Genomic DNA, 12,692 nt, shown 5'->3' on the forward strand with positions numbered 1-12,692 from the left:
ATTGGAAAAACGAAACCTTAAAACAGTTACAAACGTTATACGTTAATACAACTGTTGAAGCTTCTATAATTAAAGGAGGCGTTAAGGTGTCGGAATTGAATTTTGAACAAATGGCACAATTGAGAGAGCGCAAGCATGAGCTTACAAGAGCGGAGAGCAGGCGTGAAAATTTACTGAAACGTGTCCGAGAGCAAGAAGCCTTAATAGTAAAGCTTGAAGTTGAGCTTGAAATGGAGCAGGCGGATGTTGAGAAGCTGACAAGCATGTCGCTGACCAATTTGTTTCATACGATATTAAGAAGTAAAAACGAGCAGCTCGAGATGGAGCGTCAGCAGGTGCTGGCAGCAACGTTGAAGCTGCAAGAAGCTCAGCAAAGCCTCCAGGAGCTCAAGGAGGAATTGGTCGAAGTCGGTCATCTTCTTTACGAGCTTTCTAATGCACATGAAGCGTACAACCAACTGATGCTGAAAAAGGAAGCTGCGTTGCGGAATTCCCCGCATGCTGCACATGAGCTGGAAGAAATGGAAGATCAGATTTCGGATAAAAGCTTGCTGCTCAAAGAAATAGGAGAAGCTCTATCTGCTGGGAGAGGGGTTGTCTCGTCGCTAACGTATGCTTCAGAAAGCTTGGAAAAAGCAGAGAACTGGGGCAATTGGGATATGTGGGCGAACGGCGGGCTTATAAGTACTCATATTAAGCACGGCCATGTAGACGATGCCAGAACTTCTATTCATAATGCTAACCGCCAGCTGCGGCAATTTCAAAAAGAGCTGGCCGATCTGCAAAGATCAACAGATATTCAGATTGATATCAGCGGGACTCTCAAAATGGCTGATTACTGGTTTGATGGTTTAATTACAGACTGGATTGTGCAGGGACGCATCAAAAATGCCCAAGATCAGACATTGGACGGTCTTCACAAAGTAAGAATGGTAGTAAACGCCCTGGAAGCTGATTCCCGGAAAGCGGAAGGAGAGCTGGCTGCTTTAAAGGCAAAACGGATGGCTTGGATAGAGGACGCCAAGCAAGCATAGTTATTGATCTACTTTGAATGGTTTAGTATAAAAAGGGCTGTTTCCTTTTGTCATTGTTCAATGATGAAGGAGACGGCCCTTCTTTGCTTTTTTTATCTAAAAACTGTAACTATAGCCACAAAAGCATTCTTTATAAAAAGTTACAATTACAAGTGAATACAATGTATGGCATAATATTTGGTAGAATTTAAGAAGTGAGGGGAAAGGGAGTTAGATATATGAAACTGCTATACAGTAGATTACTAATTGCTGTTATGGTACTGACGTTAATTGGAAGTACGGCAGCGGGAGCTTCAGGAGCTTCGGCGTTACAAGGGGAGCAGTCGTCGAACGAAGAGGCACTGACAAGTGTCTCGGTGTTTGCTGGCAGCGGCGAATTTGATGATTGGGATGGAGCAGCATTAGAAGCTTCTTTTCGTATGCCGCAAGGAATAGCTGTATTGAAGGACGGTTCTGTGCTTGTGGCAGACAGCAGAAATCATCTTATACGGCAGGTTATGAATGGGCAGGTTTCTACTTATGCAGGTTTTGTGTTGGATAAGGATGCGAGTGGAGCCCCAGGCGGAGGCTGGCACGACGGCACTAAACAAACAGCTTTATTCAACAGCCCTTCAGGTATGGATACCGATTCGGAAGGTAATGTTTATGTAGCGGATGCAGAGAATAATTTGATTCGAAAAATTTCAAAAGATGGAGCAGTGTCAACAATTGCTGGAGACGGCATTCTTGGCAATAAAGACGGGGCAGGTACAGGGGCGAGATTTTACCAGCCTCAAGATGTTGCTGTTGCTGCAGACGGAACCTTATATGTTGCGGATACATTGAATCATTTGATCAGACGAATAACCCCGGATGGACAGGTCACCACGTTGAATGCTCCATCTGATCGCGTTGTCGAGGTTACAGCGGGCTATGCTGTTCTTGCAGGCGACTATGCTGACGGCAAATTGTCAGCATCCAAATTCAATGAGCCTACTAGTCTTGCAATAGACAAAAAAGGCAATTTGTATGTAAGCGATACAGGCAATCATGTTATACGGTATATAGATTTGACAGAGGGTACAGTTACAACGGCTGCAGGATTATCTAAAGGGGAGACTCCGAAGTATGCGAAGGAAGCTCTGTATGCTGAAGGCGGTTACGCAGACGGATCCAGCTTGGAGGCACGTTTTCATTCTCCTAGAGGTATTGCCATTACAGAAGAGCAAGGGCTGGTTATTGCCGACAGCTTGAACCACACGATTCGCTATCTTGTTGATGGCCAAGTAAGTACCATTGCTGGTGTGCCCTCGCAATTTGGTCAAGTAGACGGGATTAACGGCCATAATCTGCTTCACTCCCCAACTGATGTAGCTGTTTTGCCAAATGGCGGCCTACTCATTGCGGACAGCTATAATAATACCATTCGTGAGCTTGAATTTTATGAGCTTCCGAGCAATTTGCCGCAAAATAATCAGGTGAAGGTTGTGCTTGAGGATCAAGTCATTAGCTTCGACGCACAGCCTGAAATTGTGAAGGGACGCACGATGGTTCCTGTTAGAGCATTAAGCGAAAAGATGGGCTATGAGATTGGTTTCGATGATAACGAGCGTACTATTGAATTATCTAAGGGCGATGTGAAAATCAAGCTGCAGGTAGGAAGCCGTGTAATGACTACCCAATATACTGCAGCCAATGTGGAAGAGCAGCGAGAGATAGAGGCCGCACCTTTTATAAAAAAAGGCCGCACCTATGTCCCGGTTAGATTTTTTAGTGAGGCATTTGGAGTAGATGTAAGCTGGGATCAGCATACGAGGACGGTTATTTTAAGACAAATAGCAGAAGCCGTTGAAAAGCTGCCAGCAGTGGATCGCCATTCGCGAGCAGCGAAGCTTGAACAGATTAAAGGCACGGTATGGGTAAGTCAAGCAGGCGGTTCAATGACCTATAGAGCTTATAATGGGATCACTCTACATCATGGCGATCATATCGTTACTGAATTTAATTCAAGTGCGGTATTGAAAACGGTTGATCGCAAGGATGAAATTACGATTAGCGAAAACTCGGAGCTGTACATTTCTAATTTAAGCAATGCGTCACATTCAAAACACACAAGTTTTGTTTTATGGAGCGGAGGGGTTGGGGCTAGTGTGACCTCCCTGGTTAATGCTAATGATACATTTAAAATAATGACTCCAACAGGTGTGACCAATGTTCGCGGAACAAACTTCTATGTAGGCGTTGATCCTTTAACTGGGGCATCAACACTCTTAGTAAATAGCGGTCTTGTTCAAGCAGGCGGGAATGGAGCGGCTCAGATACCAAACCTAGTTTATCCTGGGCAGCAACTGAGCTTAATTCCAGAATTGGGTGCTGAACAGCTTCATGAGCCTTACATGACTGACCTGGCAGATTTCATTAATCAAGCTTCACCTGCTGTCATCGAAGCGATGTTGAAGGCGAAGCAGAAGATCGATCAAGAAAATGAGGAGTTGCTGGAGAGATGGAAGAACGAACTTTCTGGATCTAACCCTAGCGATAATCCGTTAGGTCTGTCTCAAGAAGAGCTTAATCAATATCAGCAAAATTTAAAAAACCTGCTCGCCAATATTGCAAAGCAGGCACTCGATCAACAGAATGTAGACCGAGACCGGTTACAGGATATTATAGATGAGGTTAATAAGAATTCAGATAATAAGATCGATTTGAATAATGTTTCACCGCTTCAATTATCCGAGCAGCAGAAGCAGCAGCGGGAAAAACAGAAGCAATTGGAAGAGCAACAAAAGAAGAAGCAGGAGGCGCAAAACAAGCAGCGTGAGCAGCAGCAACAACAAGCAGAACAGCATCTAGCTTCTATGATTGATAAAATAAAAGCAGAGAGAGAGAGGATTGAGCAGGAGAATAAAAAGCAGGCAGAAGAAGCCGCTAAGCGAGCAGAAGAAGCATTAAAGCAAAGTCTTTCGGATGCAGAAAAACAAAGATTTGAGCGGGGGAAACAAGCATTGGAGCAGGAAAAACGGCAGCAGGAGGAAGCTCAGCAGCCAAAGACGCCAGTACCGTCGACACCATCGCCAATGACACCGACCAACAGGGCTCCTCAGGTCGTTGAGCCTATAGCCGACCGGATGATGAACACTCAAGAGCCTCTCGAATTCAATGTAAGGTACATTTTTGATGATCCAGACGGCGATGCGTTAACATTTACAGCTACTTCGTCCAGTAACGCTATTGCAACGGTTGAAGTAGAAGGGAATCTAATGATCATTAACCCGCATGATATCGGTTCTACGACCATTACAGTTAAGGCGGCTGATGGTAAAGGCGGAATGGCAGAAACCTCCTTTCTTGTTGGATTTTATTATGAAATACCTGACTTGAGGGCTGAAGTAACGACGAATTTCATCCATCTTTATTGGGATACGTTAGATGGTTATGAGGAGGAAAACTTGACCTATGAAGTCTATAAGATTGGCGAGGGCAAGCCTTACGAATCAACTAAAGAAAATGGTATAACACTATATGAGCTCAAGCCCAATACGGAATATATGTTACGTGTAGTTGCTGTTAATCATGACGGAGAGATGGTGGCATTTGGACACTATCTAGCCACGACATCTCCTATTATTCAATATGTAGAGGAGACTGCCAACAGTATTACTATAGCTTGGAATTATTATGAGGGGAAGCGTATCGAGCTCTATTTGGATGATGAACAAATTGATCCGGACACGATTGCTAATTTATCAGATTATCGGTACACGTTCACAGACTTGAGAGCCAACACCAATTATAATATTCGAATAGAAATCTGGGATGACCAGTTATTATGGGCGGAAGAAGAAATTTCAGTAAAAACGGCAGAGCAACCAGGACCTTTTGATATTTCCACTGACAGTGTCGATATTATTAAGGGTGGTGAGTACGCTGTTAAGCTTTATGCGGATCAGAATACTGGCAACAGAAGCTGGGCGGAATCAGGACTGGTTGATGGGGATCAAATTGTGATAGAAACGATGGGGGATGAGCCGCAATCGATGATCTACACGCTGCAGGACGGCGAAATGGTTGAATTGACCGGGGAGAATGATATCGTCATTATCTTGAACAATACTGACAATGGTGTTTGGTTCTCGACGCATTATGAAGCGTTTATAAATGCTTTAACCGTTGGTGAAGCAGTAAATATCCGCTTAACTATTGTATCTGGCGGCCAGACCTCGCCGGGTATTTCAAAGGAAGTAGTGTCCACGGAGCTTTAAACTGCATCGAGAGCTAAAGATGACTATGCGCTTTTGTGATTGTCTAGCGTATGGAATAGTTAAACCAAACAGGAGAGTCCGCAACAGTGGGCTCTCCTTATTTATATACGATTGTTCTGCCGATAAACGGACGGCGGCATTCCGATTTTGGCGGAGAAGGCACGGCTGAAATAAAAGCCGTTGTCATAGCCGCAGCGCCGCGCTATATCATCGAGGGTAAAGTCGGTTTCGACCAATAGGATGCGGGCTTGGTTAAGCCGGAGGCCCGACACATATTCAGCAGGTGTGACCGCATATTGTTCTCGAAAGCGTCTGGTGAACTGCACAGGGCTGAGACCTAGCTCTCTTGCCAATTCCCTAAGTAAAAACGGCCTGTATGCCCGTTCCAGCATAATTTGCTCAGCCTTTCTCATCAGCGGATCATTCTTTTTTCGCTTGCCTGCTATCAGGCTTTCCTGCTCCCAGCCATGCACCTTCCACATATCCTGCAGCAAATATTGCTTACGGCTAATATACGGTTCTTCATGCTGATCCCAAAAACGGCGCAAATGGTCAAAGGTTGAATTGAGCCGCTGCTGGTCCAGCGGTTTTATTTTGCCAATCGGCCAATGAACAGGATGAGCTTCCACCGCAGAAGAAGTATCTTCTTCCTGCAGCATCAAAGAAAAATTAAAAGCAAAAAAGGTTAACGGACGCAGGATAGAGCGTTTGAATACGGTATTAGGCGGACAAAAAACAAGCTCGCCGCGCTCCGCTACGCCGCTTTCTTGTCCAATCTGATAGGCAAAGGCGCCTTTTTCCACCGCGAATAAGATCCACTTGTGATAGACATCCTCAGCTAGCAAAAACTGCTCCTTTTGCCTCCAGTAATAAACATTTACCAAAACCGGCAGCTGCCCCTCCAGCCATTGTGCGCTCATCGTCAATCACTCCGTTCCAGTGTGAAATAAAGTATAAATGTATGATAGCTTATTGAATGTAAAAAGAAAACCTTATCCCTTATGATGAAATTACGTATAAATAAGTAATAAGGGGCTGGCGATATGAGACAGGAAACGATTGAAACGGATATAACGGTTGTGGGCGGAGGTCTGTCAGGCGTTTGCGCGGCAATTGCGGCTGCCAGACTGGGGAGCACAGTTAGCCTGGTCCAGAACAGACCTGTACTAGGAGGAAATTCAAGCAGTGAGGTACGTGTCTGGGTAAGCGGCGCTTCTGCTACAGGCACGCACCGCTATGCTCGGGAAACGGGCATTATGGGCGAGCTGTTTTTGGAAAATCAGTACCGCAACCCGGAAGGAAATGCGTATTACTGGGATTTGGTTATGCTGGAAGCGGTGCTTGCCGAACCGAATATCCAGCTGTTTCTTAATACGGATGTGCATGAGGTCGAAGCAGAAGGAGAGGAAGAGGAGCGCATCATTCGTTCCGTAACCGGCTGGATGCAAGGCTCTGAACGAAGGATTCTGTTTAAGAGCGGCGTGTATCTGGATTGCACCGGGGATGGGCTGGTCGGATTTTTGGCTGGCGCAAGCTTCCGGATCGGACGTGAGGCAAGGGATATGTACAATGAGGAGTGGGCGCCTGAGCTAGCAGATGATATTACACTCGGCAGCACGCTGCTCTTTTATACGAAAGATGTCGGCCATCCTGTAAAATATGTGCCCCCGTTTTTTGCTAAAGATATTACAAAAACGACAATCCCGGAGCGCCGTATTATCAAATCGGGCGATTCCGGGTGTCATTACTGGTGGATTGAATGGGGCGGCGAATTGGATACGGTGCATGAAAACGAGCGTATCCGCGATGAGCTGTGGGCGGTTATTTACGGCATCTGGGATTATATTAAAAATTCGGGCAAGTTTGACGCAGATCATTTGACGCTGGAATGGGTCGGTTCGATTCCGGGCAAGCGGGAATACCGCAGGTTGATGGGCGACTATGTGTTGACGCAAAATGACATTAAAGCCCAGGTGCCATTTGAGGATCGTGTCACCTTTGGCGGATGGTCGATTGATTTGCACCCGCCGCAAGGCATGTATGCAGTAGAAAGCGGCTCAAAGCATATGTATTCGGACGGGATTTACCATATTCCGTATCGGTCTCTTTATTCCGCTAATGTTTCCAATATGCTGATGGCAGGCCGCAATATTAGCGCATCGCATGTGGCATTCGGCACTACAAGAGTAATGGCCACTTGCGCCACGATGGGCGAAGCGGCAGGGACAGCCGCCGCATTGTGTGCTCGGAAAGGCACAACTCCGCGAGGTATTTATGAAAGCCATATGGCTGAGCTGCAGCAAATTTTGCTGCGGCAGGATGCTTCCGTCATTGGTCTTGTGAATAAGGATGAGCAGGATTTGGCGAAAACTGCAGCTATAGAAGCTTCCAGCGAGCTGAAGATGATTGCGATTGAGGAAGCAGCAGAAGCATTGCCGCTTGATACGGACAAAGCGTTTTTATTTCCAGTGTCGCCGAGCTTTTCCGGGTTGGAGCTGCTTGTATCTAGTCTGGAAGCGACGACAATCGAGGTGGAGCTGTGGGCTACTGGCCGGGGAGAGAACTATGTGCCGAAGCATAGAATTGCACAAACAGCGGCGACAGTGCCACAGGGCGATCAGCAATGGATAACGGTCTCCTTGTCCTGGCAGCCGGATGAAGCCTGCAACGCTTTTGTTATTGTGCGCAAGCAACCGGCCGTATCCTTGCATCTGTCTCATATACCGCTGGCAGGCGTGTTGTCTTTCGAGCGAACCGATACGCCTGCTGAGGATCCGCGGCTTGGCGATATACAGCTGGTCCAGCCTGTGGCAGCATGGAGCATGAGGAGAATCAATCGCAAGCCAATCTGCTTCCGCGTACAGGGCGAATCGGACGCTTATTTGGCTGGACGGGTCATTGATGGCTATAACCGGCCTTTTGCGGGACCGCATATGTGGGTGTCCGAGCGGGTCAAGGAGGGCCGCCATGAGTGGCTGCAATTGAATTGGTCCAAGCCAGTCGACATAAACGAGCTGCAACTGATTTGGAATGATGATGTTAACGAATATTTGAACAATTTGCATTTTATTCGTACGTCATTCGATATTATGCCAGAGCTTGCAGCGGACTATCGGATTGAGGCTTTGACAGACGACAAATGGCAAACGGTGGATGAGGTGAGCGGCAATCGCAGGCGGATGCAAAGGCATCATATGCAGCTGACTCAAATAAACGCGCTGCGCATTGTCGTCGAACGCACCAATGGCTGCGACCGGGCAGAATTGATTGAGGTACGCGCATACAGCTAGGTATAGAAATAGCACTAGCGCTGCTTTAGAGACTGTCGATTAATTGTGGGCAACGATCGTAAGCAATGAGAAAAGGGGGACGGAGAGCAAGAATGGGAATGGAGAAGCGGTAGCGTCCGCCTTTGTAGGCCAATTTTATCCTTTACAGGGTTATTATTTATTCAGAAAAAATTGGACTACAACAGCGGTCGAATCCCAATCTTGATCGCAGTGGCACCCCTTTCTATTGCTTGTTGCAACTATCCACAATTAATCGACAGTCTCCGTTAAAACATTAGTGCAGCGCTAGTGCGTTTAATTCTTGTGTTGACGGCTCCATTGGATCAGCCATTTATTCGGTTGGTACAGCTTGTCCCTTGTCAAAATAATATCGTCGGTAATTATTGATGTGGCCGAAATAATATCGAGATACTTTTATAATACGCTTCAAGTTTAAATCCTTCTTATACCAAAGGGATTGAAGCGTTTTTTTCTGTTTATACAGCTTTTTAATTTCAGCGGATAACGCTGGATCAGTTACATATTTTCGCAATACGACTTTCGGTACATTTGACCAAAGGGCAGTTTGATCACTGTATACACAGTCAGCATCCTTGCCATAAACAGCATGATCGATCAGCGCAGTTATCATATTAAGCCCTGCTGCCCTGACAAAAAAACTGCTTCTGCCAAGCCGCGGGTTAATTTCGAACAGCATATATTTACCTGTTCTGCTGTCATACTTCATATCGATATTGGAAAAACCGACGTAACCAATCTCTTCGAGAAACGCCTTTACCTTTTTATAAATGCTCATATCGGAGCGTGAAATAATCGCTGCATAGTTGCCGAGCGTTTTCGGCGCATATTCTTCAAGCACTGGCTGGCCAAGGCACATCATTTTCACTTTCCCATTATCATCAGAGTAGCTGTTGATAACACGCATCGAGCTGTCCCCGCCAGGAATGAACTCCTGTATAATTAGTTTTCCTTTATAATCGGAGGTATTCATACTTCTGACCATCGCTAAATACTCATCCTTTTCATTAAAGAAAAACACCTTCTTCTTGCCTTCAAATTCACAATGCAAATACTCGTAAGCATTACTGTTTTCGGGCTTTACGACGATCGGAAATTTGAAGCTCATTTGTTCCAGCGCGATTTCGCGTTCATGCGGCTCGCAAACGATCGTTTGCGGATAATCCAGCCCATGCTTTTCACATAGCTTGTAAAATTTATCCTTCGTATCTAGCGTATCGAGCAAGCTCTCGGAAATAAAATGATTGCTGATAAGTCCTTTAAATTTGCTATAATGCCGCGACAGCATGCCGGCATAATAATCTGAGCAAGGAATGACGACTATTTTTCTGTCAGGTGTGGAATGTTTCTCCAATACCGACAGCAAGGCTCCCGGAAATACATCTTCATGGTCAAATCGGTCGATTTGAATCAGATCAAACAAATGGCTATTCATAGTTGGGATTAACAGCCGAGTGCATAGCAGCAGCGGCTTTATCTGGTAAGCTTCATGGATGAGTCTTACGTTTCCATATGCATTTTCATCGCTTCCAAGTATAATTGGCAAAAAATCGTAACGGTTCATGTTTTCTCCTTGTTCCACCTGTTCTACATTCATTGCTCTTATTATATCAAAATTTTTGATATCGCCATACTTTCACCCTGTTCGCTAGCGTAGCGAAATGTGAAAATAACATCAAGAGATCACGCGAGAAACATAAGCGGGCTCTTATCTTTCGGCTATTGCTCACCTTCCTTCTTATTCCCTGACTTGGTATTAGGGAGCAGCTTTCCGAGAGAGAACAGACAACGGATCGTCAGGCTATCGTTTTTCTTCCTTCTAAAAACTCCAGGATTTAGAGAGCGGCTTTCCTGGCGTTCCTGTTGATTGAAAGGGGTATTATAGTATGAAAAATGACATTTATTTGCGCAGAAGCCGAAAAGTAATCGTAATGCAGGAGCAGCATACACTTCCTGATACATATTTGGCAACCGCTCTTAAAAATATTTCTGCTCTTGGTTTTACTTTTTCGCCTGCGCTAATGGCAGCACTTCGCACCTTGTCTATTTTTTCTTTTGTGAAGTGGCATAAAAAGCTGACAAAAAGCTTGAAAAAGCTAGTTGGCGCCCATGTGCAATATTGTCCGATGTATCCTAACTTTCCTCAGCAAGTGATGGAAGCTAGTGAGGCTGAGCTTTATTTGGAAGCCCTTTTTCATTATTTGACCGAAGAATTGCCAGCCCTAACGCCAGATAAGCGTGAACCGCTAGTTGATCAAATAGAGCTGAAAGTTATCGAACTGGGGGATGAAGAGGATTTCCGGCAAATGATGCGTAAGCTTATTGAAGCTAATACCTCCATTTCGGAAACGGATAAAGCAGATCTTGCTTGGACAATTGAGCATGAGGAGCAGGTGGAGAAGCTGTTGCCCGCTGTTATTCCGCAAAAAGAACAGATTGGCTTTGTTGCAGCGGCTTTGCTCCGCTGTGGAAAGACAGATGCCGCTCTAATACGCCCGTATTTTAAAACGGCGACAGACGTTCTGCGCCTTGCTGTCGCATTATCCGACGGCGATGTTAGTCTTGCAGCGAGCACGCCTTTTCGAAAGTTTAAACGAGCAGAGCGCAGATTGCTGCTAGAATTGCTGGAGCAATGCTCTGATATTACTGAGGATATGCTGCGATATCGCGAGCGCTGGATTCGTCTAGGCGAAATTTTGCATCCATCGGAATACAAACAACGTTTTGCCAGCTGTCATGCAGCCTTTGACGTTCTTCGCAACAACAAGCCTTTTGAGACATTCAATCGAAATGTTGAGGAAGCTTTGCGATATTTTGATACGGACCGTGCTGTAGAACATTTGCTTGAGCGGCCTGGCGAGTTCGCTCGCCGTCTTGATCATTTGCTGCGACTGGAAGGCAATGATTTCGATTGGGTCGTTTCGTTCTTTGACTCCGTTGCAGATCGCGTGGCTACACCTGTTCTTTTGCAAGTAATGGCACATTTCAAACATCGTCAGCAAGCAAATGAGCTGCGCTTGTTTTTCCCTAAGGGCAATGTGGCCAAAGCATTTGCTCTGCCCGATTCTCGTTTTCCTATTCCATCAGACGCCTGTGAGTCGGTCGTAAATATATGCGAGAACATCCTGCTTGTGCGATTTGCTAAGCAGCCAGATATGGGCAAGGTTTTCATTGACGAGCGATTGCAGCACTATATGGTGCCCTTCTCGCAGCGCTCTGCCAGCAAAGCTTTGCGTACTTTAGTGCGAGGCAGCAAGCTGTCGATGCCTGCAGGCGATACCATTCGATTTTTCTTATGGTGGAAAGAAGGAAAGGTTGAGGGGAAAGAAACAGGACGTACAGATATTGACTTGTCCGCGGCGCTGTACGACGAAAAGTGGAATTACATGGAGCATATTTCGTATACAAATTTAAAATCAGAGAAATATGTAGCTATGCATAGCGGTGATATTGTTGCTGCTCCGAAAGGAGCATGCGAATTTATCGATTTATATATTCCATCAATCGTTGCTTATGGCGGACGGTATGTAGTTACTACTCTTCATGCATTTACAGGACAGGTATTTTGCGATTTGCCAGAATGCTTTGCTGGCTGGATGATGCGTCAATATCCGCAGTCGGGGGAAGTGTTTGACCCGGCAACGGTGGTTGATCGGATTGATTTGGCATCCAACACCCAAATATCAATTCCTGTCGTGCTGGATTTGAAGGAACGTACCGTAATATGGTGTGACCTTGCTTTGACACGCAACCCAAACTATTACAACAATATTGAGAGCCATCAAACAGGGGTAGTCGCTATGGGCAAAGCAATGACTGCGATGGCTAAACCGAATTTATATGATTTGTTCCGTTTGCACGCTTTGGCGCGCGGCGAGCTTGTGGAGCGGGCGGAGGAAGCTCAGACCGTATTTTCACCACAGCATGGAATAACTCCATTTGATGTGGAGGCAATCATGGCGTCGTTTCTTGCTTCTTAGGAAGCGGGGAACGGCGTTTTTGAATTATAACAATTTATAAACAACTTTCGCAGAGCAACAGTCGGAATAAATGCATGATATAACATAATTGCCTAACGGTTGCCATAGAGGCTATTTCGATTATTTTAG

At 45.7% G+C, this 12,692-nt stretch carries 6 protein-coding genes; 4 read left to right on the forward strand and 2 right to left on the reverse strand.

From position 1 onward, the window contains the following. Positions 1-86 precede the first annotated feature (86 nt). Together ACRRU2_RS25945 and ACRRU2_RS25950 are read left to right on the forward strand one after the other, a co-directional pair. The gene (locus tag ACRRU2_RS25945; protein WP_331701860.1) at positions 87-1,034 is read left to right on the forward strand and encodes a hypothetical protein; all 948 of its coding nucleotides are present in this window, start codon (positions 87-89) and stop codon (positions 1,032-1,034) included. 218 nt (positions 1,035-1,252) lie between these two features. Next, positions 1,253-5,275 (forward strand): stalk domain-containing protein, encoded by a 4,023-nt coding sequence (locus tag ACRRU2_RS25950; protein ID WP_432506119.1) that lies wholly within the window; start codon positions 1,253-1,255, stop codon positions 5,273-5,275. Between the two features lie 101 nt (positions 5,276-5,376). Here the strand turns inward: ACRRU2_RS25950 and ACRRU2_RS25955 are convergent, their stop codons facing one another. Then, positions 5,377-6,195, reverse strand: a complete 819-nt coding sequence (locus ACRRU2_RS25955) for a helix-turn-helix domain-containing protein (protein ID WP_432506121.1) — start codon at positions 6,193-6,195, stop codon at positions 5,377-5,379. Positions 6,196-6,318: 123 nt separating this feature from the next. Between ACRRU2_RS25955 and ACRRU2_RS25960 the strand changes: the two genes are divergently transcribed. Next, entirely contained in the window at positions 6,319-8,565 is a 2,247-nt protein-coding gene (locus tag ACRRU2_RS25960) for an FAD-dependent oxidoreductase (protein ID WP_432506123.1), read from the forward strand. Positions 8,566-8,896: 331 nt separating this feature from the next. Here the strand turns inward: ACRRU2_RS25960 and ACRRU2_RS25965 are convergent, their stop codons facing one another. Continuing rightward, entirely contained in the window at positions 8,897-10,147 is a 1,251-nt protein-coding gene (locus ACRRU2_RS25965) for an ATP-grasp domain-containing protein (RefSeq protein ID WP_432506125.1), read from the reverse strand. 322 nt (positions 10,148-10,469) lie between these two features. Between ACRRU2_RS25965 and ACRRU2_RS25970 the strand changes: the two genes are divergently transcribed. Further along, positions 10,470-12,563: a TerD family protein gene (locus ACRRU2_RS25970; RefSeq protein WP_432506127.1), complete on the forward strand. Its 2,094-nt coding sequence runs from the start codon at positions 10,470-10,472 to the stop codon at positions 12,561-12,563. The last annotated feature ends 129 nt before the right edge of the window (positions 12,564-12,692 follow it).

The organism is Paenibacillus sp. GXUN7292 (assembly GCF_050864975.1).
Taxonomy (GTDB): Bacteria; Bacillota; Bacilli; order Paenibacillales; family Paenibacillaceae; genus Pristimantibacillus.

What these genes read in the sequence shown, in the direction of transcription:
- ACRRU2_RS25950 (WP_432506119.1), top strand. Translation starts at nt 1,253, where the DNA reads ATGAAACTGCTATACAGTAGATTACTAATTGCTGTTATGGTACTGACG.
- ACRRU2_RS25955 (WP_432506121.1), bottom strand. Translation starts at nt 6,195, where the DNA reads ATGAGCGCACAATGGCTGGAGGGGCAGCTGCCGGTTTTGGTAAATGTT.
- ACRRU2_RS25960 (WP_432506123.1), top strand. Translation starts at nt 6,319, where the DNA reads ATGAGACAGGAAACGATTGAAACGGATATAACGGTTGTGGGCGGAGGT.
- ACRRU2_RS25965 (WP_432506125.1), bottom strand. Translation starts at nt 10,147, where the DNA reads ATGAACCGTTACGATTTTTTGCCAATTATACTTGGAAGCGATGAAAAT.
- ACRRU2_RS25970 (WP_432506127.1), top strand. Translation starts at nt 10,470, where the DNA reads ATGAAAAATGACATTTATTTGCGCAGAAGCCGAAAAGTAATCGTAATG.